We start from the raw sequence: 26,000 nt of genomic DNA, 5'->3' as shown, positions 1-26,000 counted from the left end.
GCGGAATGAGACAATGACCGAACAAACAAACGAAGCTGCGTCTGTACCGGTGCGCAATGCGGAATTCAAGGCGGCGCTGCTGCTGGTGCTGATGGTGCTGCTGGTGGCCGGCTCTGCGCTCTACCTGCTGTACGCGCGCGGCGCCTTCGAATCGACGCAGACGCTGGTGCTGCAGGCGGACGATTCGGAAGGCGTCACCGTCGGCATGGACGTCACCTTCGCCGGTTTCCCGATAGGCCGCGTGCGCCGCATAGAACTGGGCAAGGACGGCAAGGCACGCGTGATCGTCGACGTGCCGCGCAATGATGCGCACTGGCTGCGCAGCTCCAGCATCTTCACGCTGGAACGCGGCCTGGTGGGCGGCGCCAAGCTGCGCGCCTTCAGCGGTATTCCGACCGATCCGCCGCTGGAAGACGGCGCCGCCCGCGCGCTGCTGGTCGGCGACGCCGGCGCCGAGATTCCGCGCCTGCTGGCCGCCGCCAAGGAACTGCTGGAAAACCTCAACGCGCTGACGGCGGAGAACTCCGCACTGGCCGCGAGCCTAGCCAACGTCCAAGGCGTCACCGGCAAGCTGAATGGGCCCAGCGGCGCCATGGGCCTGATCGCCGGCGACGACAAGAACGCACAACAACTGGCGGAGCGCGCCAACAAGCTGCTGGTCACCGTGAACGCGCTGGCCACCAAGGCCGATAGCCTGATCGGCCACGCCGACAACCAGGTCTTCGGCAAGCAAGGTGTGATGACGGACGCGCAAGCGACCATCGTGCAGCTCAACGGCCTGCTGGCCGACGCCCGCAACAGCCTGAAGAAAATGGACGCGGTGCTGGTCGAGGCGCAGGCCGTCGGCGCCAACGCCAAGGAAGCCACGGCCGACCTGGGCACGCTGCGCGGTGAAGTGGAAAGCAGCTTGCGCCGGGTCGAACAGCTGGTCAATGAGATCAACCGCAAATGGCCATTCAAGCGCGACACGGAGATCAAGCTGCCATGAAGACCAACGCCACCCTGATCGCGACGCTGCTCGCAACCGCGCTGCTGGCCGCCTGCGGCAACAACCCGCCGGTGCCGGACTGGCAGATGAACGCGCAGAGCTCCATCGAGCGCTCGACCGCCGCCTACATGTCCGGCAACGCCCGCGTGGAAGTGGCCGAGTACCAGCGCGCCCGCGAAGCGCTGGCCAGCACCGGCAAGGTCGACCTGATGATACGCGCCGAATTGATACGCTGCGCCGCCCGCGTCGCCTCGCTGGTGTTCGAAGAGTGCACCGGCTACGACAAACTGTCGCAAGACGCCAGCCCGGCCGACCGCGCCTATGCCGCCTACCTCGCCGGCCGCGCCACCGCCGCCGACGCCGCGCTGCTGCCGGTGCAGCACCAGGCGGTGGCCTCCGCGTCGGGCGACACGGCCGCCGCCAGCGCCGTGCAAGCCATCGCCGATCCGCTGTCCAAACTGGTGGCCAGCGGCGTGCTGCTGCGCGCGGCCAAAGCCACACCGGAAGTGCTCAGCGGCGCCGTGGATACCGCCTCCGCGCAGGGTTGGCGCCGTCCGCTGTTGGCATGGCTGGGCGTCCAGGCGATGCGCGCCACGCAAGCAGGCGACACCGCCGAAGCCCAACGCCTCCAACGCCGCATTAACCTCGTCACAGAGAAACCGCTGTGACTACCGCGTCGGCTCATCGCGCCCGGATCGCTGAGGAACGCCCGTTTTCTGTGGGCCGGCTTCTGCTAGAATCTCGCCCCTATGAACACCCGACTCGTCTACTCCACTGAGACCGGCCGCATGTGCCCCGATTGCGGGCAGCCGGTCGCCGATTGCCGCTGCAAGGCAACAGCCAAATCCAAACCCGTTGGCGATGGCGTCGTGCGCGTGTCGCGCGAATCGAAGGGCCGTGGCGGCAAGACCGTTACGTTGGTCAAGGGCCTGGCGCTGGACGCCACCGCTCTCGCCTTGCTCGGCAAGCAGCTGCGCAGCGCTTGCGGCTCCGGCGGCACCGTCAAGGACGGCGTCATCGAAATCCAGGGCGACCACTGCGACCTGGTGATGGAGGCCCTGAAAAAACAGGGTCTCCAACCCAAACGCACCGGCGCTTAACGGGTGCGCTGGTTCGACAGATAGACATTGTCGCCTTCTAGCTTGCTGCCGTCACGCACCGCGGCCTGCCACGTTTCAGTACTCACTACCGCGCCGAAGTTGGAATGAAACACCGTGTTGAACACGCGATGGATCTCTTCCGCACTGGCCTTGCCTGCCGCGTTCTCGTATGGCAGCGCGCCGGTGGCATCCTCCAGAACTTCCACTTGCAAGCCGCGATGCTTCGCCTCGTAGATGGTGGACGCATTGCAGTTGTGCGTCATGTAGCCAACGATAGTCAATGTGTCGATGGCGTGTTCCTTCAGCCATTCGGCCAGGTCCGTACCGGTGAACACGCTCGCCATGTTCTTGTTGATGAAATGGTCGTGCGCGCGCTGTGCCACCGCCGGATGCAGCTTCCAGCCGTCCGAACCCAGGCCGAAGATCGGTGAGGCTGCCGGCGCGTCATGCTGCACCACCACCACCGGGATACCCGCCTCGCGCGCCACGTCCATGGCACGGCCAATGTTCGGCAGCGAGGTCTCAACCGGCGGATATTCAATCTTCATCTGGCCGGTGAAGTATTCATTTTGTACATCGATCACGATCAAGGCACGGCGTGGGGTTGCGGTCATGATTTTCTCCTGTAGGATAAGGCGGAAGCGCCCGGTGATTGATATTCTCCGTCACCGGGCTGTTATTCAAAAGTGGCCCGAAGGCCACCATACGATATAATCAGGCCATGTCTGCACGCATTTCACCCGCCCGGAAATTCCGCATCGCCGTCATCGCCTTCGACGGTATCAACCCTTTTCACCTGTCGGTGCCGTGCCAGGTATTCGGCGCCCAGCGCGCCGACTGCGAAAGCGCGACCTTCGACGTCAAGGTATGCGCGGAAGAGCCGGGAGCGTCGCTAACCACCACAGCCGGTTTCGACATCGTCGCCCCCCACGGCCTTGTCGCCCTGACCCGCGCGGATATCGTCATCATGCCTTCATGGCATTCCGACTGCCGTCCCGCTCCCGCCGACCTGCTGCAAGCCCTGCGCAAAGCCCACCAGCGCGGCGCGCAGGTAGTAGGCCTGTGCGCCGGCGCGTTCCCGCTGGCGGAAGCCGGCCTGCTGGACGGGCTCACCGCCACCACGCACTGGGCCAAAGCCGATGCGCTGGCGGAGCACTATCCCAAGGTCCGGGTTGACCGCGAAGTCCTGTATGTCGATGAGGGAAAAGTGGTCACATCGGCCGGCGTAGCGGCGGCTCTGGATTGCTGCCTGCACTTGCTGCGGCAGTTGTGCGGCGCGGAGGTCGCCAATCGCGTGGCACGGCACATGGTGGTCGCGCCGCACCGGCAGGGAGGACAGGCTCAGTTCATCGAGCGTCCGCTCCCCGTCAGCGGAAGCGACGACCGTTTCGCGCAGGTGCTGGCATGGGTCGGCGAGGATTTGACACAGAACCATAGCATCGATGCGCTGGCCGAACGCGCCTTGATGAGCCGCCGGAATTTCACCCGGCACTTCCGCCAAGCCACCGGCACCTCGGTCAAGCAATGGCTGCTCAACCAGCGGATGGCCCACGCCCGGCGCCTGCTGGAGGGCAGCGAGGTATCGATCGAGGTGGTGGCGCAGCAGGCGGGATTCGGTTCCGCGCTATCGCTGCGCCAGCATTTCCGGACGGCGTTGCGGACTTCGCCGTCCGAGTATCGCAAGTTGTACCGCTCCACGGCGCCGGATTAACAGCGCGGAAGCTTACTCCCCCGCCGCCGCAGCGGCTTCGCGCAGCTTGTCCTTCTTGCTCTTGCGCTTGCCCTTGATGCCGCCGTTGACGGTGTCCGTCACCGAATTGGCCGCGGCTGGCGGCAGCGTCTCCACCGCTTCGAAGCCGGCGATCTGCTCGCGCGGCAGCAGGATGTCCTGGCGCTTTTCGATCAGGCGGAAATGCTGCTCCGTCTCCGCGCTGACGAAGCTGATCGCCACCCCGCTCTCGCCCGCGCGGCCGGTGCGGCCGATACGGTGCGTGTAGTCCACCGCCGATCGCGGCAAGTCGTAATTGACCACCGCCGGCAAACGGGCGATGTCGATACCGCGCGCCGCCACATCGGTCGCCACCAGCACCTGCAGGCGGCTGGCCTTGAAATCGCCCAGCACCTCCGTGCGCGCTCCCTGGCTGAACTCACCGTGGAAGGCGCCGGCGCGGATGCCGTTGCGGTTCAACTTATCGGCCACATGCTCGGCCGCGTACTTGGTCGCGACGAACACCAGCACCCGGCTCCACTTGTGCTCCTGGATCAGGTGCTTGAGCAGCATGGTCCGGCGCGGCACGTCGACCATGATCGCGCGCTGCAGGATATCCGGCTTGCTCAGCGGCTCGGACAGCACCTCGATGCGCGTCGGCTGGTGCAGCATGCCGTCCGCCAGTGCCTGCACCGCCGGCGGAAAGGTCGCCGAGAAGAACAGGTTCTGGCGCTGCTTGGGCAGCAGTTCCAGGATGCGGTTCAATTCTTCGCTGAAGCCCAGGTCCAGCAGGCGGTCCGCCTCGTCCAGCACCAGCATCGCCGTGCGCGAGATCTTCAGCGCATTGTGGTCGATCAGGTCCAGCAGCCGTCCCGGCGTGGCGACGACGATATCGGCGCCGCCGCGCAGCGCCATCATCTGCGGATTGATCGACACGCCCCCAAACACGATCGACACCTTGACCTGCATCGGCAGATGCGCCACCAGCTTGCGGATCGACTCGCCTACCTGCGCCGCCAGCTCGCGCGTCGGCACCAGGATCAGGCCATGCAGCTGGCGCGGGCCGTTGCGGTTGTCCAGCAGCGATTGCAGCAGCGGCAGCGCGAAGGCGGCGGTTTTACCGGACCCGGTCTGCGCCGCGCCCAGCACATCCTCTCCGCGCAGGATGGCGGGAATGGCGGCGCTCTGGATGGCGGTCGGCTCCTGGTAACCGATTTCGGTAACGGCGTTAATCAGTGAGGGAGCAAGGCCCAGCGAAGAAAAAGACATGTTGGCCTTAATAGTGTGAATTCCGGCAGTATAAAGCATGCGCACCACACCCCGGCCGCGCCGATTTGCCCTGGACAAAGATTCGTGGGAATATAGCATTTTGATAAAGCCTACAACCATGATCAATTGGGACGCCCACGCTTGCCTGCCGCAGCATCCGCAGGCCGATTTCACCCCCGTGCAAAAGCTGCATGCCGCCGGGGTGAACTACGTCTCGCTCAACGTCGGGGGCGACATGAACCCGATCTCGCAGGTGATGTCCGTGATCGCCGGCTACCGCGCCACCATCGCCTCGGACCCGGACCGCTACGTGCTCATTTCCAGCGTGGACGACGTGATCCAGGCCGCCGCTGACGGCCGCATGGCTATCAGCTTCGACCTGGAAGGTGCGATGCCGCTGCTCGATCAGCCTGAGATGATCGCCCTGTATGCCCAGCTGGGCGTGCGCCAGATCCACTTCGCCTACAACCGCAACAACAACGTCGCCGACGGCTGCCACGACCTGCCGCGCGGTCTCACGTCGCTCGGCCACAGCATGGTGAGCGCGGTGAACGACGCCGGCATCCTGATGGACTGTTCGCATACGGGCCGACTGTGCAGCCTCGATATCATGGCCACATCGACGCAGCCCGTGATCTTCAGTCATGCCAATCCGTACGCGCTGGTGCAGCATGGCCGCAACATCACCGATGAGCAGATCCGCGCCTGCGCTGTCACCGGCGGCGTGGTATGCGTATCCGGCCTGTCGTGGTTCCTCGGTAAGGAGCATCCGACCGCCGACGACGTCGCGCGCCATGCGGCCTATGTCGCGGAAGTGGTGGGTGTCTCGCACGTTGGCATCGGCCTCGATATCTGCTTCCAGCAGCCCGGCCTGGACGACACGCCACCTGGCGACTTCGACCCGGGCTACTGGTGGCCCGCCTCCGCCGGCTACAGCACCAACCGCCCACCGACCTTCACGCCGCCGGAAGTCTGGCGCCAACTGGCCGCCGCGCTGCGCAAGGTCGGCATGACCGACAGCGAGACCGAGCTTGTCCTGGGCCGTAACATGATGCGCGTGGCGCAGCAGGTGTGGAGCAAGCCGCAGGCGCTGCTGAAGGCTGCCTGACTATTTGCGCAGGCGCGCTTTCAAGTAGCTGAGCAGCACCAGCTTGAACTCCGCCACCAGTTCCATCCGCTCGGCGGCCGCTGCCCCGGCGTACAAGGGATTGAGTCCCTTGACGATTTGCAGCGACACAGTGGCCAGCCGCAGCGCCTCCTCCTCTTCCAATTCCGGCTGCTTCTCCCTCAGCGCCGCGCCTATCCTGGACCGCAGCCGCTGGCGCGCGCCCGCATCGCGCTGATACCCAAGCGTCGCATTGAGCAGCGTGAAGTAGGCCGGGTGCTCGTTGAAAAACCCGATCATCAGATCGAAGATCCGGTCAACCAGCGCGGCGATGCTCAGTTGCGAGGCATCGGCAATCAGCGTCGTCCAGCGACGCGCCATCTCCTCGCCGTAATGCTCACGCAGCGCCTTCGCCAGGGCCAGCTTGTTGGGAAAATACTGATACAAGGCTCCGATGGACGAACCGGATCGCTCGGCGATGGCGGTCATGGTCGCGGCGTCGTAGCCGGCTTGCGCAAACACGGCCGCTGCGGCATCCAGCATGGCCGCCATGCGCTGTTCGCCGCGCAGTTGCTGCGGCTTGCGCCTGGCGTTTTTTTCAATATCTGAGGGCATCCTCACATTATAAACGAATTCGGCCTATAATTATCTGAGGACACCCTCACATTTAAGGAGCCAACAATGAATCTCGAACCTTCCAGCACAGCCCTGGTATTGATCGATCTACAGCACAGCAACGTGGCACGGGAGCTGGCGCCGCATACGGCGCAGCAGGTGGCGGCCAACGGTGCCCGCCTGGCCGACGCCGTGCGCCGCGGCGGCGGTACCGTGGTCTATGTCCGCGTACTGGTTAACGAGCTACTGCGCCTGCCGGCAGATATCTCGCTGGCCCGCGATCCGTCCGCCCCACCACCACCGCCGCAAGCGTCCGAACTAGTCGAGCAGGCAGGCTGCCAGGCGGGCGACATTGTGATCGCCAAACGCCAGTGGGGGGCGTTCCATGGCACGGAACTGGACCAGCAGTTGCGCCGCCGCGGCATCCGTACGCTCATCATGGGCGGTATCGCCACCAACTTCGGGGTCGAATCCACTGCTCGCGCAGCCTTCGACCAGGGCTACGCGCTGGTGTTTGCGCATGACGCGATGTCCAGTCTGAAGGCGGAGATGCACCAGTTCGCGGTGCAGAACATCTTCCCCTTCATCGGCCATGTGCGCAGCACGGATGAACTGGAGACGGCACTCCTCAAGCGCTAAGCGCCTTCATTTCCCGCACCGGCAGCCACTGCGCCACGCAGAAAGCCATCTCCGGCACGATAAACAGCCAAAGCAGCGGCGCGCCGGTGACCGCCAGCGTCCAGATCATCCAGGTCGAAAACAGCAGCCGCGCCGCGCCGTCGAAACGGCCGAAGCGCTGCTGAGGATCGCTGATGCGCAGCAGCGACCACACCAACACCACGCTGCCGAGCAGACAGGCGAACAGCACGTGGAACGGTTCAAACGCCGGCAACGCGGCGCCGCCCAGCCGCTGGTTGATGTCGTCCAGCTGGGCGCGGGCGAAAGCGAAGCTCCACGGCGTGGCGAAAGGCGCCGTCACGATCAGATCGTAGATGGCGCTGCCGAGGACAATTTTACGGAAGGTGGATGGTGCAAGCATGACGTCTCCTGGAATAAGATGGAGCCATGCTAAAGCCTGGAGTACACTCCAGGGTCAATCGATATTTGGAGCCTGGGCATGCAAATTGGAGAAATCGCCAGCGCCACGGGGCTAAGCCGGGATACCTTGCGCTTCTACGAGAAGCGCGGCCTGCTGCGCGCGCGCCGCAGCGCCAACGGCTACCGCGACTATCCGCCGGAAGCGGTGGACTGGCTGCGCTATATCCGCCTGGCGCAAACGCTGGGCTTCACGCTCGGCGAAATCGAAGCCGACCTGCCGCTGCTGGCCGAACCGGAATCGTCCGCGCCCCAACTGCGCGCAGCGCTCGAGCGCAAGCTGGAAGACATCGACAAGCGCATCGACGGCCTGCACACCCTGCGCGGCGAATTGGTTCGCAGGTTGGGCGAGAACATGGAGGCCTGCCCTTTGCAGAACGGCCCTCTGCCGGCTACTTTGCTGCCTTGATTAGTTTGCAGTCGTCCGCGCCGAACTCCGACTGGAACTGCAATAGCTGCCCCGCCACCTCCAGCGCCTTCATGCGCGGCGCGACCAGCGCGTACTGGCCTGCCTTCAGCTTCTCGATCAACGGAGCGCACTCGCTGCCGCTGGCATCGAGATGGCCGGCCACCGCCCACTTGCCGTCGGCGCGTTCGGTGTAGAGCGGTGCCGGCATGTAGCGGCCGGCGTTAAACAGCAGGACTTCCGGCTTGCCGTCGCCGTCGACATCAAGCACCAACGCATCGCAGTTGCTGCCACGGCTCACCAGGCATGGCAGGATCGCCTGATCGTCCATGGGGCTCCACCTCTGGGCCGCGAAGCCGGCCGGCAGCTTGGCAGTAGGCGGCCATACCTTGACGTTGTCGGCTATCGATACCGATGGGACCTGCGAGCCTGGACCCCAACGGTTAGGTTCCTTCAAAGCCTTGGTGGCCAGGTCGCGTATCAGTGCCGCATCCGGGCCGCTGGCCTGCTGCGACAGGTGCGTCAAGGCCTCCAGCCCGTAGCGCTGTCCTTCGAAACGCAGATAGCGGAAATCGAATTCGGCGGCCTTGGTACGGCCCTTCTCCAGCCGCGCCACCTGATTGTTCACCGACAGTCGCACCGGATCGGCGATGGGCGTGAACAAGGCAAGCAGCACCGCCAGCACCACGAAAGCCGTCGCCACGTTGACGTTGGCGATGGGGCCCAGCCAGGTCTCATAACGATGCGCCGCCCAGGCGTAGCCCAGCGCGTAGCAGCTTGCCACCACGAGGCATGCGGCGGCGATCACACGATCCGAGGTCCAACCGTAGTCGTACACCCGCAAGCCCAGCGCATAGATGGCGATGGCCGTCAGCGGCAGCACCAACAGCGAAGCCACGCGCGCGCTCACCCGCACCACCAGCGCCGCCTTGGCATGGCCATTCTGGAAGGCGGCGTTAATCAGCACGATCAGCACCGCGTCCGCCGCCAGCAGCAGCGAGGTGGCGTGCCGCGTCGCCCACAATGCATCCAGCCCCGTGAACGGCAGCGCGCACAGGAAACCGCTGACGATCAGCGCCGCCACCGGCAGTATCCACGACAGCAGCACCAGCAGCAGGCTGCGGATGCCGCGCACGATGGCCGGCCGCACGTCCGTGATATGCATCGCGCACGACCAGGCGAAGCAGATCACCGGCACCACAAACCACGACTCTTCCATCATATGCTTGAGGAAGCCAAGCTTCACCATCGCAAACAGGCCGCTACCCATCAGCAGCACCAGCCACAGCGCGCCGACGAAGAAGGCCGAGAACTTCAGTTGCACTGCCAGCTTCCACGCCAGCTCAAAATACGTGTCGTAGCTGGCGACACGGCGCTTGTCCGATGCCCCCGCCATCACCAGCGAATGGGCGATGTACATGAAGACCGCACCGAAGATCATCACGGGACCCGACATCGAGGTGAACGCGCCTTTCGCAAGCTCGCCGGCGCCCCGCCCCACGCCTGCCTCGCGGCTGACGGCATGCAGGCCCATAATCAGCACCACACCAGTGGCGACCGCCATCCATTGCGCCACCTTCTTCGGCGCCAGGTGCCCCATGGCCGAGATCAGCATCGCCGGCAGCAGCGAGCACGCCATCAACAGGGGCGTCATCACATACGGCGTGCCGGCCGGCCACCAGCCGCCCCGGTCGGCCTGGTACAGCCAATACAGCAGCGCTCCCTGCGCCAGCCCGGTCGCCAGGCGCAGCGCCATCACCTGCCGGCTGACGCCCGCCTCCATCGTCGTTTCATCCTGTTCCATGCCTGACCTCTATGTGAACCGTGGGCCGCAGTATCTCACATGTTTATTATTTAGCATTGATAGCAAGTCTGCCAGCCGCCGTATGACGAGGCCTGCGCAGAGGCGCTATAATGGTTGTCTACACTGCTCTTTTTTCAACGCTCCGCATCCGGTCCGCCAAGTGAATCCACATCTCGACAAGCTGCAACCCTATCCGTTCGAAAAACTGCGCCAGCTGTTCGCGCAGGTGACCGCCAGCCCACAGCACAAGGCCATCAGCCTGGGCATGGGCGAACCCAAACATCCTACGCCGCAGTTCATCCAGCAGGCGCTGATCGACAATGTGGACGGCCTGGCCAGCTACCCGACCACCATCGGCTCGGACGCGCTGCGCGGCGCCATCGCCGGCTGGCTGGAACGCCGCTATGGTATTCCCAAACTGAACCCGGCCACCCAGGTGCTGCCGGTGAACGGCTCGCGCGAGGCGCTGTTCGCACTGGCGCAGACCGTGATCGACCCGGCCGCCAAATCGCTGGTGGTCAGCCCGAATCCGTTCTACCAGATCTACGAAGGCGCGGCCTATCTGGCCGGCGCCGAGCCGTACTTCGTCAACTCCGACCCGGCACGCAACTTCGGCTGCGACTACGACAGCATTCCATCCTCGGTTTGGGAGCGCGTATCGCTGCTGTTCCTGTGCTCCCCCGGCAATCCGACTGGCGCCGTGCTGACACTGACCGACTGGGAGAACCTGTTCGCCCTGTCCGAGCGCTACAACTTCATCATCGCCGCCGACGAGTGCTACTCCGAGATCTATCACGGCGAGAAGGCACCATTGGGCGCGCTGGAAGCGGCCCACACGCTGGGCCTGTCCACGGTCGACAAGCCCTACGCGCGCCTGGTGGTGTTCAGCAGCCTGTCGAAACGCTCCAACGTGCCGGGCATGCGCTCCGGCTTCGTGGCCGGCGACGCCGATGTACTGAAAAAATTCCTGTTGTACCGCACCTATCACGGCGGAGCCATGAGCCCTTCCGTGCAAGCTGCTTCGATCGCGGCCTGGAACGACGAAACCCACGTCGAACAGAACCGCGAAAAATACCGCGCCAAATTCGCCGCCATCACGCCGCTGCTGCAGGAAGTGCTGCAGGTCGAACTGCCGGACGCCGGCTTCTACCTGTGGGCCGACGTCAGCCAGACCGGCCTGTCGGACACCGAATTCGCCCAGCGCCTGTACGCCGAATATAATGTCACCGTACTGCCGGGCAGCTACCTGGCGCGCGACGCCCACGGCGCCAATCCGGGCCGCAACCGCATCCGCATGGCGCTGGTCGCCGAGACGGAAGAAGGCCTGGAAGCTGCGCAGCGCATCGTCCAATTCTGCAAAAACCTCAACAAATAAGATCGCACATCATGAGCCAACAACTCCAGCAAATCATCGACCAGGCATGGGAAGACCGCGCCAACATCAACCCAGGTAACGGCACCGCCGAACTGCGCGACGCGGTTTCGCACGTGATCGCAGGCCTGGACGCCGGCTCCATCCGCGTGGCCGAAAAAACCACCGGCGACTGGGTTGTGAACCAGTGGGTCAAGAAAGCCGTGCTGCTGTCCTTCCGCCTCGAGAACAACGTGCAGATGCCGTCCGACGGCACCATGCAGTTCTACGACAAGGTTCCGACCAAGTTCGCCAACTACACCGCAGAAGATTTCGCCAAGGGCGGCTTCCGCGTGGTTCCGCCTGCCGTGGCGCGCCGTGGCTCCTTCATCGCCAAGAACGTGGTGCTGATGCCTTCCTACGTCAACATCGGCGCCTACGTCGATGAAGGCGCGATGGTCGACACCTGGGCCACCGTCGGTTCGTGCGCGCAGATCGGCAAGAACGTCCACCTGTCCGGCGGCGTCGGCATCGGCGGCGTGCTCGAACCGATGCAGGCCAATCCGACCATCATCGAAGACAACTGCTTCATCGGCGCCCGTTCGGAAATCGTCGAAGGCGTGATCGTCGAAGAGAACTCGGTGATCTCGATGGGCGTGTACATCGGCCAGTCGACCAAGATCTACGACCGCGCCACCGGCGAAGTGACCTACGGCCGCGTGCCTGCGGGTTCGGTGGTCGTATCGGGCAACCTGCCTTCGGACGACGGCAAGTACTCGCTGTACTGCGCGGTCATCGTCAAGCGCGTGGATGCAAAAACCCGCGCCAAGACCGGCATCAACGAACTGCTGCGCGGTATCTGACCCTTCGGCTGAATCGAGGCCTGCGGCTAAGGCGTGGGCATGGGGTCGGACCCACCGGGTCCGACCCCGGCATCTAGGTTCAGGGGTAAAACTAAGGAGAGTGCCATGGCCATGGAACGCCTGTTCCAGCTGATGAAGGAAAAGAACGCGTCGGACATGTTCTTTGCGGTGAATTCGCCGGTACACATCAAGATCAACGGCAACCTGATCCCCATCAATCAGCAAAAGCTCGAACCGGACAACATCCACTCGCTGCTGTCGGAGATCGCCTCCCCCGCGCAGATGGAGGAACTGGCCGCGACCAATGAACTGAACATGGGCGTGTCGGTGCCGAACATGGGCCGCTTCCGCCTCTCCGCGTTCAAGCAGCGCGGCACCATCTCCGCCGTATTCCGCTTCGTGCCGGCCACCATACCGGTGCTAGCCGATCTTCAGCTGCCGCCGGTGCTGGCGGACCTGATCATGGAAAAACGTGGCCTGCTGCTGCTGGTCGGCTCGACCGGCTCCGGCAAGTCCACCACCATCGCCTCGATGCTGGACCACCGCAACGAACTGCGCTCCGGCCATATCCTGACGCTGGAAGACCCGATCGAGTACCTGTTCAAGAATAAAAAATCCATCGTCAACCAGCGCGAGATCGGCAGCGACGCCAAGGACTTCTACACCGCGCTGCGCAACTCGATGCGCCAGGCACCGGACTGCATCCTGATCGGCGAGATCCGCGACAAGGAAACCATGGCCGCAGCCTTGGCCTACGCGCAGTCTGGCCACCTGGTGCTGGCGACCCTGCACGCCAACAACAGCTATAACGCGCTAAACCGTATTATCAGTTTCTACCCGATCGAAAACCGCGCCGCGCTGCTGCAGGACCTGTCGTCGACGGTCAAGGCCATCGTCTCGCAGCGGCTGGTCCGCTCGATCAACGGCGGCACCCGCACGGCGGCGGTGGAAGTGATGGTCAACACCCGCTACATCTCGGACCTGATCGAAAAAGGCGAAATCGGCCAAATCAAGGAAGCGATGGAGAAGAGCATGTCGCCCGGCTCGCAGTCGTTCGAACTGGCCCTGCTCAAGCTGGTGCAGGATGGGCTGATCAGCCAGGACGAAGCGCTGGCCAACGCCGATTCCGCCACCAACCTGCTGTGGCTCCTGAATAATGGCCCGGACAGCAAGAACGCCCAGGCCGAACCGGAAGCCAAATCGCCGCCGGACGAGGCGTCGTTCACCGAGTTCACGTTAAATACCTAGTCGGGAATCTCGCGCCGGTCCTTCTCCACTGTTTGCACCAGGCCCCAACCCAGCTGCCGACGGATATCGACAATGGACGGCGGCGGGCAGTGTTGCGCCTGTCGCTCGCCCAGGTAGTGACGGATCTGTTCCTTGGTCGGTTTCTTCTGCAATTCCATCCTGCGGCTCCTGAACATGGTAAATGTCTTAAATATCTTGCAAGGCTGCCGTCAGTCCCTTGCAAGGATCAAGCCGCCCGATCCATAGTAGGCAATGGACGCGGCGACCACCAATGCCATTTCGATCAACAGAGATATCAAATTGACATAGCTGGAGGCCGTTATCGGGGCTGCCGGCGGGATTTCGGGACGGAGACATGGTATTCTGTCGGCCTTCCGCCGTCTTCATCCCAATTCAAGCACATGACAACCACCCTCTACGGCATCCCGAACTGCGACACCGTCAAAAAGGCCCGCGTCTGGCTGGCCGGCGCGCAGCAGGATTTTGTGTTCCACGATTTTAAAAAGCAGGGCCTGACGCGCGAGATCGTCGCCGGCTGGCTCAAACACCTGTCGCGCGATGTGCTGGTGAATAAAAAAGGCACGACCTGGCGCGCGCTGTCCGACGAGCGCAAAGCCTCCATCGTCGACGACGAAAGCGCCATCGCGCTGATGCTGGAAAATCCGTCCGTGATCAAGCGCCCGGTGCTGGACAAGGACGGCACCTTCGCCGTTTCCTTCTCCGACGCCCAGTACAAACAAATCTTCGACAAATAAAAATGACTCCATCCAAGACCCTGGCGCTGACCGAAAAGCTGATCGCCCTCTCCTCTGTCACCCCGGACGATAAAGGCTGCCAGCAGCACCTGATCGATTTGCTGTCGCCGCTGGGTTTCGCCTGCGAGGTGATCGAATCGAACGGCGTGACCAATCTGTGGGCGCGTCGCGGCACCACCTCGCCGGTGCTGGTGTTCGCCGGCCATACCGACGTGGTGCCCACCGGCCCGGTCGAGCAATGGCGCTCGGAGCCCTTCAACCCCACCCACCGCGACGGCAAGCTGTATGGCCGTGGCGCCGCCGACATGAAGACCTCGATCGCCGCCTTCGTGGTGGCCTGCGAGGAGTTCGTCGCCGCCCACGCCGACCATAAGGGCTCGATCGCCTTCCTGATCACCAGCGATGAGGAAGGCCCGGCCATCGATGGCACGGTGGTGGTCTGTAATATCCTCAAGGAGCGCGGCGAGACGCTGGACTACTGCATCGTCGGCGAGCCGACCTCCGATGAAACCCTGGGCGACATGATCAAGAACGGCCGCCGTGGTTCGCTGTCGGGCAAGCTGACGATCAAGGGCGTGCAGGGCCACATCGCCTACCCGCAGCTGGCGCGCAACCCGATCCACCTGGCCGCGCCCGCGCTGGCCGAGCTGGTGGCGGAGCGCTGGGACGAGGGCAACGAGTACTACCTGCCGACCTCCTGGCAGATGTCCAACATTAACGCCGGCACGGGCGCCAACAACGTCATCCCCGGCGAGATGATCATCGACTTCAACTTCCGCTTCTCGACCGCCAGCACCCACGAGGAACTGAAGCGCCGCGTGCACGCCATCCTGGACAAGCACAATCTGCACTACGACCTGAAATGGGCGCTGAGCGGCCTGCCCTTCCTGACGCCGCGCGGCGTCTTGAGCGATGCGCTGTCGGCCGCGATCAAGTCGGAAACCGGCGTCGATACCGAATTGTCAACCACCGGCGGCACCTCGGACGGACGCTTTATCGCTCAGATCTGCCCTCAGGTGATAGAATTCGGGCCTCCCAACGCAAGTATCCACAAGATCGACGAGCATATCGAGCTGCGTTTTGTCGATCCGCTGAAGAATATCTATCGCCGCACGCTGGAAAACCTGCTGAGTTAACGTCGTACCCGCGAAAGCGGGTACCCATACCGAGTATCCAATCCCGCTCGGCATGGATACCCGCTTTCGCGGGTATGACAGCATTTTACCGAGATAGCCATGAACACGACTCCTTTCACCACGCCGCGCGACCTGTTGCGCTACGCCGTCACCCGCTTCAACGCCGCCGAGCTGTTCTTCGGCCACGGCAGCGTCGAAGCCTTCGACGAAGCGGCCTACCTGATCCTGCACACGCTCAAGCTGCCGCTGGACCGCCTGGACCCGTTCCTGGACGCTAAGCTGCTGCCGGAGGAAATCGCCGCGGTCATGGCTGTCATCGACCGCCGCACCAACGAGCGCGTGCCGGCCGCCTACATCACCAACGAAGCGTGGCTGGGCACCTACAACTTCTACGTGGACGAGCGCACCATCGTGCCGCGCTCCTTCATCGCGGAACTGATCCCGCAGTACTTCGCGCCGTGGGTCAACGAGCCTGAAAACGTCAGCAACGTGCTGGAACTGTGCACGGGCTCCGGCTGCCTGGCCATCATGCTGGCCGACGCCTTCCCGGATGCGCACGTGGACGCGGTGGACATCTCGGCCGACGCGCTGGAAGTGGCGAAGAAAAACGTCGCCACCTACAAGCTGGAAGACCGCCTGACGCTGATCCAGTCCGACCTGTACGCCAATGTACCGGACAAGAAATATGACCTGATCATCACCAATCCGCCGTATGTGAACTCGTCGTCGATGAGCAAGCTGCCGATGGAGTACCGCGCCGAGCCTGAACTGGCGCTGGACGGCGGCAAGGACGGCATGGACCTGGTGCGCAAGATCGTCGCCGGCGCCGCCGAGCGCCTGACCGACGACGGCATCCTGATCGTCGAAATCGGCAATGAGCGCGAGTTCGCCGAAGCGGCCTTCGGTGAACTGGGCCTGACCTGGCTCACCACCAGCAACGGCGACGACATGGTATTCCTGCTGACGGCCGACCAACTCAAGCTGTAAGCACCCCGCAACCCGCGACGCATGGGGTCTGACCCCGTGCGGGGTCAGACCCCGGTTTGCGGGTTGGCGCACACTAGCCTCCACCATTCAAAGACCAAGATGATTCGCTTTATTCAAGTAAGCCTGATGCGCGGTATTAAGCCGCTGCTGGAACAGGTCGATGTCACCCTCAACCCCGGCGACAAGATTGGCCTGATCGGCGCCAACGGCGCCGGCAAATCCAGCCTGTTCGCGATGATGCGCGGCGAGCTGCACCCGGACCAGGGCGAGATCGACTTCCCGGCCAAATGGCGCGTCGCTTACGTGGCGCAGGAAACCCCGCCGCTGGAGCGCGCGGCGCTCGACTACGCCATCGACGGCGATGTCACCCTGCGCAAGCTGGAAGCGGAACTGGCACGCCTTGAATCGGAGCCTGAATCGTCCGAGAACGGCATCGCCATCGGCGAGATCTACAGCGCGCTGGCCGATGCCGACGCCTACACCGTGCAGTCGCGCGGCGAGCAGCTGCTGCTGGGCCTTGGCTTCTCGATCGACCAGATGCAGCAGCCGGTAGCCAGCTTCTCCGGCGGCTGGCGTATGCGCCTGAACCTGGCGCAGGCGCTAATGTGCCCTTCCGACCTGCTGCTGCTCGATGAACCGACCAACCACCTGGATCTGGACGCGATCATCTGGCTGGAAGACTGGCTCAAACGCTACACCGGCACGCTGCTGATCATCTCCCACGATCGCGACTTCCTCGACGAAGTGGTCAACGTGGTGGTGCACATCGACGAGCGCAAACTGAAGCGCTACTCCGGCAACTACTCGTCCTTCGAACGCCAGCGCGCGGCGCAGATGATCCTGGCCGCCGGCGCGCTGGAAAAGCAGCAGCGCAAGCGCGCCCACCTGGAGTCCTTCGTCAACCGCTTCAAGGCGCAGGCCTCCAAGGCCCGCCAGGCGCAGAGCCGCATGAAGGCGCTGGCCAAGATGGAAGAACTGGCGCCGCTGCGCGCCGCCGCCGAATTCTCGTTCGAATTCCGCGAGCCGCTCAGCGCCCCGAATCCGCTGCTGGTGATGGAAGACGTCGACGCAGGCTACAAGATCGAAGACGAAAAAACCGGCGAGATCACCCACAAGACCATCGTCAACAACATCAAGTTCTCGCTGCAGATCGGCCAGCGGATCGGCCTGCTGGGCGTGAACGGCGCCGGTAAGTCCACGCTGATCAAGACCATCGCCGGCGAACTGTCGCCGCTGACCGGCGACGCCACCATGGGCAAGGGCCTCAACATCGGCTACTTCGCCCAGCACCAGGTGGAGATGCTGCGCCACGACGAATCGCCGCTATGGCACCTGGCGAAGATCGCACCGACCGTGCGCGAACAGGAGCTGCGCAACTTCCTGGGTGGCTTCAACTTCCCCGGCACCATGGTCACCAGCTCGATCGCGCCGTTCTCCGGCGGCGAGAAGGCCCGCCTGGCACTGGCCCTGATCGTCTGGCAGCGCCCCAACCTGCTGCTGCTCGATGAACCGACCAACCACCTGGACCTGGAAACCCGCGAGGCGCTGACCGAAGCGCTGGCGCAGTTCGAAGGCACGCTGGTGGTGGTATCGCACGATCGCCACCTGTTGCGCGCCACCACCGACCAGTTCATCATCGTCGCCGACGGCAAGCTGCAGCCGTTCGACGGCGACCTGGATGACTACAAGGACTGGCTGCTGCAGACCAAGATGGGCAAAGGCACCGACGTGCTGCCCGCCGCCGGCAAGGCCAACAAGACCGAGTTCCCGGTCGCCTCGCCGGTCGCGCCGCCGCCGTCTGCGGCGCCGGTGGTCAACAGCAAGGAACAGAAGCGCAAGGAAGCGGAAGACCGCCAGCGCCTGGCCACGCTGCGCAAGCCGCTGGAGCAGAAGATCAAGCGCCTGGACGACCAGATCGCCAAGCGCAGCGCGCAGAAAGCCGAAGTGGATGCGGCCCTGGGCGAGTCGTCGATCTACGACGCCGCCAACAAGCCCAAGCTGAAACAGCTGCTGGCCGATCAGTCCTTCTTCACCAAGGACCTCGGCCAGCTGGAAGCGGAATGGCTGGAGTTGCAGGAGCAGCTGGAAGCGCTGGCCTAACCAAACGGCCGTCAAGCGGCCTGGCGGGCGCCCATCTTTACTTTTTGGATCGACATCAGCTTATCGATGTCGACCACGATCAACCGGCGCCCGTCCGCTTCGCCGATGCCGACCAGGTATTCCACCGCGCTGGCGCCGGGGATGGGCTGGATCTGCCCCAGCGTCAGCTGCACGATATCGGTCACACCATCCACCACCATCCCCATCACGCAGCTCGACAGCTTGAGGATGATCACATCCGTCAGCGGATCGTGCTCGGGCGGCTTGGGCCCGAAGGCGATGCGCATGTCGACGATCGGCATGATCACGCCGCGCGACACCGCAACCCCGGCCACGATCTCCCCTTCCGACGAAAACCGCTCCAGTGCCTTCAGTGGCCGCAACTCCTGCACCTTGCTGAAGTCCAGCGCGTAGTCGAGACCACCCAGCCGGAACACCAGATATTGGCCCGGCGCAACGGCAGTGTCGGCGCTGGTGGCTTGCATAGTCGATGAAGGCATAATGATCCTTTCGTCCGGGACGTGCGGTAACAGGCATGTGCCATCCTACCTTCGCCCCCCGCTCCGGTCGTTGAGCGGCGTCAATATTCACCCGGCTCGCGGCGGCTGGTTTGCTACAATGAATTCATGACTACAGACCTCCCCCTCAGCGGCATCCGTGTGCTGGACCTGACCCGATTGCTGCCCGGCCCCGTCGCCACCATGCACCTGGCGGACATGGGCGCGGAAGTGATCAAGATCGAAGATCCCGGTCCCGGCGACTACGCGCGCGTCATGGGGCCGGTGCGCAAGGAGGTATCGCAGTTCTTCGTCGCCGTCAACCGCGGCAAGCGGATGATGCGGCTGGACCTGAAGGACGCCGCGCACCGCGAGCAGCTGCTGGCGATGGTGGAGACGGCCGACGTGCTGGTCGAAAGCTTCCGCCCCGGCGTGATGGATAAACTCGGCCTGGGCTGGCAGACGCTCCGCCAGCGCAATCCCAGGCTGGTGATGTGCGCGATCTCCGGCTACGGCCAGCACGGCCCCTTTGCGCAGCTGGCCGGGCACGATATCAACTACATCGGCTATGCCGGCATGCTGGACCAGAACGCCGGCGCCGACGGCGTGCCCGCGCTGCCCAACCTGCAGGTGGGCGACCTGCTGGGCGGCGCGCAATCGGCGCTGCAGGGCATCCTGGCGGCGCTGGTGGCGGTCAAGATGGGCGGCGCCGGCCGCTTCGTCGACGTCTCCATGACGGCCGCCGTGATGGCGCATAACATCATGCCGCTGGTGGCGGTCAACAACGGCGCACCGGCCGCGCCGGGCCGCGACCTGCTGACCGGCGGCGTCCCCTGCTACAACGTCTACCGCACGGCGGACGGCCGCTACATGGCGGTCGGTGCGCTGGAGCTCAAGTTCTGGCAGGGCTGCTGCGACGTGCTGCAACGGCCGGACCTGAAGCCGCGCCACTGGCAGCTCGGCCAGCAGGTCGGCGGCGAGGATGCGATGGCGCTCAAGGCCGAACTGGACGCGCTGTTCGCCAACCGCACGCTGGCGCAATGGACCGAAGCCTTCGCCACCGCCGACTGCTGCGTCTCGCCGGTGCTGCGCACCGAGGAAGCCATGCTGCACCCGCTGTTCCGCGACATCGTCAGCCGCCGCACGCACGACACCGAAGGCGAGTCGTGGTCGGTGGCGCAGCCGGTGAGGTTTGCGCCGTGATCGATGTGAACGAAGTGGAGTTCAACGCCATCCGCGCCCAGGGCCCGGGCGGCCAGAACGTCAACAAGGTTTCGAGCGCGGTGCATCTGCGCTTCGACATCGCCAGCTCGTCGCTGCCGGAGCATATCAAGGAACGCCTGCTGGCCATGCGCGACCAGCGTATCACCAAGGACGGCGTGGTGGTGTTGAAGGCGCAGCAATCGCGCAGCCAGGAAGCGAACAAGGAGGAGGCCTTGCGCCGCCTGCAGGAACTGGTCGACAGCGTGGCCGTGCTGCCCGCCGTGCGCCGTCCGACCAGGCCCACCCGCAGCTCGCAGCGCAAGCGCCTGGACGGCAAGGCCAAGGACGGCGAGCGCAAACAACTGCGCGGCAAAATCAGCCTGTAGGCTAATCCGTCGTCGGCGCCCAGGCGATCGGCCCGGCGCCGCCGGCATAGATGGTGCTCATGCCGGCCGCCGTGGTACGCACCTTGGCCTTGACCTCCTTGGCCGGCCGGTCATACGCCGGCGGGCCGTCCGGCACGAAGCTCATGGTCCGCAGCAGCACGTCGCCGGTCAACGCCTGCACCACGCAGCGCGAGCCGCTCATCACGGAGGCCTTCTGCCGCTGCACCTGGTTGACCTCTTCCTGCGCCTGCTCCTGCTGCACCTGGGCCGCCTTCATCGCCAGCGAAATCTTCGCCACCGCCTTCAGCGACGGCCCCACCGCAGCCGCCATCTTGTGGAACAGCGGCTCCTGCTCCGGCGTCAGCATCACCTCGCGCTTGCGCACACGGGTGGCCAGCGTCAGATAATTGCGCACCTCGGTCTGGCCGGTGATGGCGTCGATCTCCGCCTTGCGCAGGCTGGCCTCGTGCGCCGCGTGCTGCACCTTCGGCTGCAGCTCGGCGATCTTCTTGTCGAACTTGGAGGTGTCCGGCACCAGCGTGTAGAGCAGCATCTCGTTCTGCTTGCGCGGCCCCGCGCTGGCGATCTCGATCTTGCGCGCGGCGATGGCGCAGCCCTCGGCCACCTTAATCACCACTTCCTCGGCCATGATCTCGCAGTTGCTCGCCTCGCCGATCACCACCCGCGTGCCGGAGATGATGCAGCTCTCCGCACGCGCCAGCGTCACCTCGCCGCGCTTCGTCTGCAGCACCGAGCCGGAAGCCACACCCTGCACCCGTATGCCGCCATCGGCGTTGGTGACGGTGCCGCCCATCAGGTTGCGGCTCAGGACGATGTCGCCGCCGCGCGAGACGATGATGCCGAACACGTCGCCGTGGATGGTGATGTTGCCGCCTTCGACCGAGCGCTGCTCCTGCACGTCGCCGAATTCCTCGTACTCGCCGGTCAGCTGCAGATTGCCGGTGGTGCGCGCGCTGACGCCTTCGCGGCTGATGATCTTGGGGCCGATCGACAGGCGCTTGCTGCCCGGGTCCACGCTGAGGAAGCCCTCCACCGCCGACACCAGGAACTCGCCGTCGCGCAGGTGCTCGATCACCGTGCCCTCGCCGGCCACGCTGCTCAATTCGATATCGCGCGGAACCGGCGGCTCTATCACAATGCCCGACAATTCATAACCGCGCACGCCCGCCGTGCGCGGCACCTTGCGCAGCAACTTGACGTTGGGCTTGACTTGCGGGAAGCGGTTCTGGAAGGCCTGCAAATCGAGCTTGCCGTCCGACTTTTCGCGCGGCGCGTTGCTGCGATGGATATCCTGCGACACTTCGACGATGGCGGCGTCGCGCCCCGGCGTGGCGTTGAGCCGCCGGGCGACGATGATGCGCGCCAGGCGCCCGCTGGCGATGACGTCGCGCACGGCCGGCGCGTCGATGCCGAAGCGTATGCCCTTGACCCACATGTCGGAAACGAATTCGTCGAAGTTCAGGCGCGCCGGTTGCGGCGGCATGCCCGGCACCTCGAAGAACACCGGCTCGAAATAGTATTCGGCCTCGCCGTTGATGATCTTGACGGATTTGTACAGCGCCCGGCGCGGCGGATGGAACGGCTCGATGCTGTCGGCGAAGCGTATCAAGGGCTTGCCGGTCAGGTTGGCCGGCAGGTCCGGGCCGCAGTTGTAGAGCAGCTTGATGAAAACGGCGTAATCGAGCCTGGCGAAATAGGCGCTGCCGAGGAAGACCTGGCTGATCGCCGACAGGCAGGAAACGGTCGAGGCGCCGGCGGCGAAATAGACCCCGTCCGCGCGCTTGACGATCGCTGCGGGCAGCTCGCTCTCCGCGTTTAAGTCCAGCGCCGTCGCGTCATCAGACACAGTAATCCCCAGAAAAATGTACGTCGAAACGCCGCCCGGCCAGACAGCGCTTCTTCACTTTGTAATGTTGAATCTAGATTAGCATGAACCGCGGGCCTTGTGCGCGCACCTTGGCTAGCCCGCCACAGGCCGCGGCCGCGCGTTGAGGTGCCAGTCCAGCGAGCCGGCGCTGTCGCTGAACAGCACCTCGCCGCCGCTGGGCGAACCGCGCAGGCGCTGCTTGATGTCCTTGGCGGGCAGCTGCGTCAGCGCCGCGACGTCGGCCAGGAACGGCATGGTGCGCACCATCGTATCGCCGCTGACCATGTGCAGGCCGCAGCGCGCGATGCCCGCCGCTTCCGCCTTCTGCTCGATCACGCGGGCCAGCTTGTCCTGCAATAGCTTCTGCTGCGTCTGGCCGGCTTGCAGGTCGGTGCGCAGCTTGGCGATGGCCTGCAATTCGGTCGCCACCGCGCCGGCGATCTTGCGCAGGTGCTGGCCCTGGTCGGCGGTCAGCTGCAGTTCCTGCGCCCGCAATTTCTCGGCCAGCGCCAGGTAGCGCCGCACATCCGGCACGGCCGCGATGCGCTCGGCCTCCTGCTGCGCCGTCAGGTTGGCCGCCTCGAAGCCCGCCACCCGTAGTTCCAGGTCGGCGATCTCCTGGTCGAACTGGCTGACGTCCTTTACCAGCACATAAATGACCATCTCGGTGCGGCGGCGCGGGCCGGCGTTTTCGATTTCGACGTTACGGCCGGCCACCGCGCAGCCCTCGGCCACTTCGATGCGGATTTCCTCGGCGATGATCTCGCAGTTGGAGGCCTCGCCCACCGTCACGATGGTGCCGGAGATGACGCAGTTCTCGGCCCGGCCGATATGCACCGCGCCGCTGCGGGTGGAGATCACCGAGCCCGAAGCGACACCGGTGACGGTGATGTTGCCGGCCGCGTTGGCGATGCTGCCGCTGACCAGGTTCTTGTCCAGCACCACGGTGCCGCCGCGCGAATGGATGTTGCCATAGACGTTGCCGTGCACCGTGATGTCGCCGCCGGTGACGTCGCGCTGCTCCTGCACGTCGCCGAATTCCTCGTAGGCGCCGGCCAGTTCCAGGTTGCCGGTGGTGCGGCCGCTGACGCCATCCTTGCTGACGATTTTATCGGTGATGGAAATGCGGTTGGACTTGGCATCGACGTTCAGGAAACCTTCGCGGGTCGATACCAGATACTCTTCATCGCCCATCATCACGGCATCGGTGCCGTCGCCGGCGAAGAAGCGCAGCGTCAGGTCCTTGGGCGTGGCGGCCGGCGTCATGCGGCCGGCCAGGTCGAAGCCCGGCTGCCCCGGCACGGCGGGCAGCTTCTTCAGCAAACGCACGTTGGCCTTGATCTGCGGGAAGCGGTTCTGGAAGCTGCTCAGGTCGATGCGGCCGTCGGCCTTGGTCTTGGGCGCGTCGCTGCGGTGCAGGTCGGACGATACTTCGACCACCGTCGCATCCTGGCCCGGCTCCGGCTCCAGCTCGGTGGCCACGGTGATGCGGTCGGCCTTGGTGGACGCGATGGCCGCCGCCACCGCCGCCACCTCGATGCCGAACAGGATGCCCTTGTTCCACATCTCGGCCACGAACTCGTCGACATCCAGCCGCGTCGGCCGCTCCGGGATCACGGTGCCGTCCGGCAGCGTCATCTCGTCCAGGTACAGCGTCTCGAAATAGTATTCAGCGTAGCCGCGTCCCATCTTCGGATTCTTGTACAGCGCCACGCGCTGCGGCTCTATCACGCGCACCTCGTCCGCCAGCCGCGCCATGCCCGGCGCGCCGGTGTCGGGGCCGACGCCGTACAGCGCCTTGATCAGCAAGGGATAATTCAGGCCGGCGAAATAGCAGTGGGAATGGAAGATTTCATTGATGGCGGCGGTCAGCGTCAGCGGCGACAGCGTCAGGTCGATGTAGATGCCGTCCGGCCGCTTCAGCAGCCCGATAGGCAAGCCGCTCCCCGGAGCGTGGGACTCCTTACCTTGCACGGCAGGGGCAACCTCTTGAACCACCATCTTCCTCCGAACGGCACGCGGCCGAAAGGCAATTGCGTGTAATTAACAGATATTACACTCAGACTAAGGAAAAGAAAGCGATTTTCGTGGCGTGCATTACACAACTGTGAACTAATTGCTACAGATCAATGTTGAACCTATAACAAAGCGCAGCGTCCTCGCCGCGCTCTATTTACGCGGCGGGTTGGCGTAGATATCCTGGCCCGCTTCGTTGATCTGGCGGCGCAGGTCGCGGCGCTCATCGGGTGTCAGGCGGCCGGTGCGGTGGTTCATTTCGGCGTTGCGGCCGACGGCTTCCTGCATGGCGCGGCGCTGGCCCTCGGCTCGGGCCTCGTAGCCGCGCGGATCGAGCTGGCGGGGTTCGGCCTGGCGCGCAGGCGGCGCTTCGCGCACGGGCTGGCTGCGCGGCTCGTCGCGGTTGGGCGCGTCGCGCTCCGACGAACCGTCGTGCGCCATCGCCATCGCGGCGCCGCTCAGCAGCAGAACACCCAACAGGGATCGAACGCAAAAATTTGCGCTTGCTGCCGCGTAGTTTTTTTTGTGATCGATGCCCATGATGTTCCTAGAAAGCTGAATCTATGCCCAGAGTGTATGATGCTTTACCTGAGGGGGTAAGACGAATTGGGTAAAGTTTGTAACACTTTGTAATGGGTTGTCACAGACGTTTTCGCAATGCGATTATGACGTTACCATAGCAACATGAATATGACAAATTTGGCAGGCCCAATGACTAGCACAACGACTGAATCCGGCAACACCCCCGCTAACCAGCATGGCCACCAGGCCAAGATTATGGTAGTGGACGACGACGTGCGCTTGCGCGACCTGCTGCGCCGCTACCTGACCGAGCAGGGCTTCAACGTCTTCACCGCCGAGAGCGCGACGGCCATGAACAAGCTGTGGCTGCGCGAGCGCTACGACCTGCTGGTGCTGGACCTGATGCTGCCGGGCGAAGACGGCCTGTCGATCTGCCGCCGCCTGCGCGGCGCCGGCGACCAGACGCCGATCATCATGCTGACCGCCAAGGGCGAAGACGTGGACCGCATCGTCGGCCTGGAAATGGGCGCCGACGACTACCTGCCGAAGCCATTCAACCCGCGCGAGCTGGTGGCCCGCATCGGCGCCGTGCTGCGCCGCCGCGGCCCGGACGAGATCCCCGGCGCGCCGTCGGAAACCCCGCAATCGTTCGAGTTCGGCCAGTTCGTCCTGGACCTGGGCACCCGCACGCTGAAGAAAAACGGCGAGACCGTGCCGCTGACCACCGGCGAATTCTCGGTGCTAAAAGTGTTCGCCCGCCACGCGCGCCAGCCGTTGTCGCGCGAAAAGCTGATGGAACTGGCGCGCGGCCGCGAATACGAAGTGTTCGACCGCAGCCTGGACGTGCAGATCTCGCGCCTGCGCAAGCTGATCGAGCCCGATCCGTCGAGCCCGCTGTACATCCAGACCGTCTGGGGCCTGGGCTATGTGTTCATTCCGGAGGGGCAGCCGCGCTAAG

Annotated in this window: 27 protein-coding genes; 17 read left to right on the top strand and 10 right to left on the bottom strand. The window is 64.4% G+C overall.

Translation table 11 applies throughout. The features are described 5' to 3' along the window. Positions 1 to 13: 13 nt before the first annotated feature. The 3 genes from ACEN9O_RS18785 (at position 14) to ACEN9O_RS18775 (ending at position 2,088) form a co-directional block, all read left to right on the top strand. Entirely contained in the window at positions 14 to 988 is a 975-nt protein-coding gene (locus ACEN9O_RS18785) for an MlaD family protein (protein WP_495613356.1), read from the top strand. Beyond that, the gene (locus ACEN9O_RS18780) at positions 985 to 1,656 is read left to right on the top strand and encodes a hypothetical protein (RefSeq protein WP_495613355.1); all 672 of its coding nucleotides are present in this window, start codon (positions 985 to 987) and stop codon (positions 1,654 to 1,656) included. The genes ACEN9O_RS18785 and ACEN9O_RS18780 overlap by 4 nt, the downstream gene beginning before the upstream one ends. A gap of 81 nt (positions 1,657 to 1,737) precedes the next feature. Then, complete coding sequence (locus tag ACEN9O_RS18775) at positions 1,738 to 2,088, top strand: translation initiation factor Sui1 (RefSeq protein WP_495613354.1); 351 nt, start codon at positions 1,738 to 1,740, stop codon at positions 2,086 to 2,088. Here ACEN9O_RS18775 and ACEN9O_RS18770 read toward each other — a convergent pair. Then, on the bottom strand, positions 2,085 to 2,702 hold the full coding sequence (locus ACEN9O_RS18770) for a cysteine hydrolase family protein (RefSeq protein WP_495613353.1): 618 nt from the start codon (positions 2,700 to 2,702) through the stop codon (positions 2,085 to 2,087). The genes ACEN9O_RS18775 and ACEN9O_RS18770 overlap by 4 nt on opposite strands. A 107-nt stretch (positions 2,703 to 2,809) precedes the next feature. Between ACEN9O_RS18770 and ACEN9O_RS18765 the strand changes: the two genes are divergently transcribed. Next, a complete protein-coding gene (locus ACEN9O_RS18765; RefSeq protein ID WP_495613352.1) occupies positions 2,810 to 3,799 on the top strand; it encodes a GlxA family transcriptional regulator in 990 nt (329 codons plus the stop codon). A gap of 12 nt (positions 3,800 to 3,811) precedes the next feature. Here the strand turns inward: ACEN9O_RS18765 and ACEN9O_RS18760 are convergent, their stop codons facing one another. Then, positions 3,812 to 5,065 (bottom strand): DEAD/DEAH box helicase, encoded by a 1,254-nt coding sequence (locus ACEN9O_RS18760; RefSeq protein WP_495613351.1) that lies wholly within the window; start codon positions 5,063 to 5,065, stop codon positions 3,812 to 3,814. Positions 5,066 to 5,183: 118 nt separating this feature from the next. On the opposite strand from ACEN9O_RS18760, the gene ACEN9O_RS18755 reads away from it, so the two are divergent. Then, positions 5,184 to 6,173, top strand: a complete 990-nt coding sequence (locus ACEN9O_RS18755) for a dipeptidase (RefSeq protein WP_495613350.1) — start codon at positions 5,184 to 5,186, stop codon at positions 6,171 to 6,173. Here ACEN9O_RS18755 and ACEN9O_RS18750 read toward each other — a convergent pair whose 3' ends face one another. Next, positions 6,174 to 6,785, bottom strand: coding sequence for a TetR/AcrR family transcriptional regulator (locus tag ACEN9O_RS18750; protein WP_495613349.1), 612 nt, complete (start codon positions 6,783 to 6,785; stop codon positions 6,174 to 6,176). Positions 6,786 to 6,851: 66 nt separating this feature from the next. Between ACEN9O_RS18750 and ACEN9O_RS18745 the strand changes: the two genes are divergently transcribed. Further along, the gene (locus ACEN9O_RS18745; RefSeq protein WP_495613348.1) at positions 6,852 to 7,424 is read left to right on the top strand and encodes an isochorismatase family protein; all 573 of its coding nucleotides are present in this window, start codon (positions 6,852 to 6,854) and stop codon (positions 7,422 to 7,424) included. Here ACEN9O_RS18745 and ACEN9O_RS18740 read toward each other — a convergent pair. Further along, positions 7,414 to 7,824 (bottom strand): hypothetical protein, encoded by a 411-nt coding sequence (locus tag ACEN9O_RS18740; protein ID WP_495613347.1) that lies wholly within the window; start codon positions 7,822 to 7,824, stop codon positions 7,414 to 7,416. The genes ACEN9O_RS18745 and ACEN9O_RS18740 overlap by 11 nt on opposite strands. Positions 7,825 to 7,902: 78 nt before the next feature. Between ACEN9O_RS18740 and ACEN9O_RS18735 the strand changes: the two genes are divergently transcribed. Continuing rightward, on the top strand, positions 7,903 to 8,289 hold the full coding sequence (locus tag ACEN9O_RS18735) for a MerR family transcriptional regulator (RefSeq protein ID WP_495613346.1): 387 nt from the start codon (positions 7,903 to 7,905) through the stop codon (positions 8,287 to 8,289). Here the strand turns inward: ACEN9O_RS18735 and ACEN9O_RS18730 are convergent. After that, the gene (locus ACEN9O_RS18730) at positions 8,273 to 10,090 is read right to left on the bottom strand and encodes a DUF4153 domain-containing protein (protein ID WP_495613345.1); all 1,818 of its coding nucleotides are present in this window, start codon (positions 10,088 to 10,090) and stop codon (positions 8,273 to 8,275) included. The two genes, ACEN9O_RS18735 and ACEN9O_RS18730, sit on opposite strands and share 17 nt — an antisense overlap. A gap of 160 nt (positions 10,091 to 10,250) precedes the next feature. Here ACEN9O_RS18730 and dapC point away from each other — a divergent pair, with 160 nt between their 5' ends. The 3 genes from dapC (at position 10,251) to ACEN9O_RS18715 (ending at position 13,552) form a co-directional block, all read left to right on the top strand. Next, on the top strand, positions 10,251 to 11,465 hold the full coding sequence (gene dapC / locus ACEN9O_RS18725) for a succinyldiaminopimelate transaminase (RefSeq protein WP_495613344.1): 1,215 nt from the start codon (positions 10,251 to 10,253) through the stop codon (positions 11,463 to 11,465). Positions 11,466 to 11,476: 11 nt separating this feature from the next. Continuing rightward, positions 11,477 to 12,304, top strand: a complete 828-nt coding sequence (dapD, locus tag ACEN9O_RS18720) for a 2,3,4,5-tetrahydropyridine-2,6-dicarboxylate N-succinyltransferase (protein WP_495613343.1) — start codon at positions 11,477 to 11,479, stop codon at positions 12,302 to 12,304. Between the two features lie 105 nt (positions 12,305 to 12,409). Then, positions 12,410 to 13,552, top strand: coding sequence for a PilT/PilU family type 4a pilus ATPase (locus ACEN9O_RS18715; RefSeq protein WP_495613342.1), 1,143 nt, complete (start codon positions 12,410 to 12,412; stop codon positions 13,550 to 13,552). Here the strand turns inward: ACEN9O_RS18715 and ACEN9O_RS18710 are convergent. Next, the gene (locus ACEN9O_RS18710; protein ID WP_495613341.1) at positions 13,549 to 13,710 is read right to left on the bottom strand and encodes a hypothetical protein; all 162 of its coding nucleotides are present in this window, start codon (positions 13,708 to 13,710) and stop codon (positions 13,549 to 13,551) included. The two genes, ACEN9O_RS18715 and ACEN9O_RS18710, sit on opposite strands and share 4 nt — an antisense overlap. Positions 13,711 to 13,953: 243 nt before the next feature. Here ACEN9O_RS18710 and ACEN9O_RS18705 point away from each other — a divergent pair, with 243 nt between their 5' ends. From ACEN9O_RS18705 to ACEN9O_RS18690, 4 genes are all read left to right on the top strand, one after another. Next, complete coding sequence (locus tag ACEN9O_RS18705) at positions 13,954 to 14,307, top strand: arsenate reductase (protein ID WP_495613340.1); 354 nt, start codon at positions 13,954 to 13,956, stop codon at positions 14,305 to 14,307. A 2-nt stretch (positions 14,308 to 14,309) separates the two neighbouring features. Beyond that, the gene (gene dapE, locus ACEN9O_RS18700; RefSeq protein ID WP_495613339.1) at positions 14,310 to 15,443 is read left to right on the top strand and encodes a succinyl-diaminopimelate desuccinylase; all 1,134 of its coding nucleotides are present in this window, start codon (positions 14,310 to 14,312) and stop codon (positions 15,441 to 15,443) included. A 99-nt stretch (positions 15,444 to 15,542) separates the two neighbouring features. After that, entirely contained in the window at positions 15,543 to 16,430 is an 888-nt protein-coding gene (prmB, locus tag ACEN9O_RS18695) for a 50S ribosomal protein L3 N(5)-glutamine methyltransferase (RefSeq protein WP_495613338.1), read from the top strand. Between the two features lie 126 nt (positions 16,431 to 16,556). Then, positions 16,557 to 18,530, top strand: coding sequence for an ATP-binding cassette domain-containing protein (locus tag ACEN9O_RS18690; protein ID WP_495613337.1), 1,974 nt, complete (start codon positions 16,557 to 16,559; stop codon positions 18,528 to 18,530). Between the two features lie 11 nt (positions 18,531 to 18,541). On the opposite strand, the gene ACEN9O_RS18685 is transcribed toward ACEN9O_RS18690, so the two are convergent. Beyond that, a complete protein-coding gene (locus ACEN9O_RS18685) occupies positions 18,542 to 19,030 on the bottom strand; it encodes a chemotaxis protein CheW (protein WP_495613336.1) in 489 nt (162 codons plus the stop codon). A 126-nt stretch (positions 19,031 to 19,156) separates the two neighbouring features. On the opposite strand from ACEN9O_RS18685, the gene ACEN9O_RS18680 reads away from it, so the two are divergent. Then, entirely contained in the window at positions 19,157 to 20,230 is a 1,074-nt protein-coding gene (locus tag ACEN9O_RS18680; protein ID WP_495613335.1) for a CaiB/BaiF CoA transferase family protein, read from the top strand. Next, positions 20,227 to 20,616 carry an alternative ribosome rescue aminoacyl-tRNA hydrolase ArfB gene (gene arfB / locus ACEN9O_RS18675; RefSeq protein WP_495613334.1) on the top strand — a complete coding sequence of 130 codons (390 nt, stop codon included), beginning with the start codon at positions 20,227 to 20,229 and terminating at the stop codon, positions 20,614 to 20,616. The genes ACEN9O_RS18680 and arfB overlap by 4 nt, the downstream gene beginning before the upstream one ends. Before the next feature lies 1 nt (position 20,617). Here arfB and ACEN9O_RS18670 read toward each other — a convergent pair whose 3' ends face one another. The 3 genes from ACEN9O_RS18670 to ACEN9O_RS18660 form a co-directional block, all read right to left on the bottom strand. Then, positions 20,618 to 22,483, bottom strand: coding sequence for a flagellar assembly protein A (locus ACEN9O_RS18670; protein WP_495613333.1), 1,866 nt, complete (start codon positions 22,481 to 22,483; stop codon positions 20,618 to 20,620). A 114-nt stretch (positions 22,484 to 22,597) separates the two neighbouring features. Next, complete coding sequence (locus tag ACEN9O_RS18665; protein ID WP_495613332.1) at positions 22,598 to 24,442, bottom strand: flagellar assembly protein A; 1,845 nt, start codon at positions 24,440 to 24,442, stop codon at positions 22,598 to 22,600. A 231-nt stretch (positions 24,443 to 24,673) separates the two neighbouring features. After that, entirely contained in the window at positions 24,674 to 24,988 is a 315-nt protein-coding gene (locus ACEN9O_RS18660; RefSeq protein WP_495618502.1) for a hypothetical protein, read from the bottom strand. A gap of 243 nt (positions 24,989 to 25,231) precedes the next feature. On the opposite strand from ACEN9O_RS18660, the gene ompR reads away from it, so the two are divergent. Next, positions 25,232 to 25,999, top strand: a complete 768-nt coding sequence (gene ompR / locus ACEN9O_RS18655; protein WP_008450215.1) for an osmolarity response regulator transcription factor OmpR — start codon at positions 25,232 to 25,234, stop codon at positions 25,997 to 25,999. The last annotated feature ends 1 nt before the right edge of the window (position 26,000 follow it).

The organism is Duganella sp. Dugasp78 (assembly GCF_059491455.1).
This window is presented reverse-complemented; position numbering and strand designations above follow the sequence as displayed.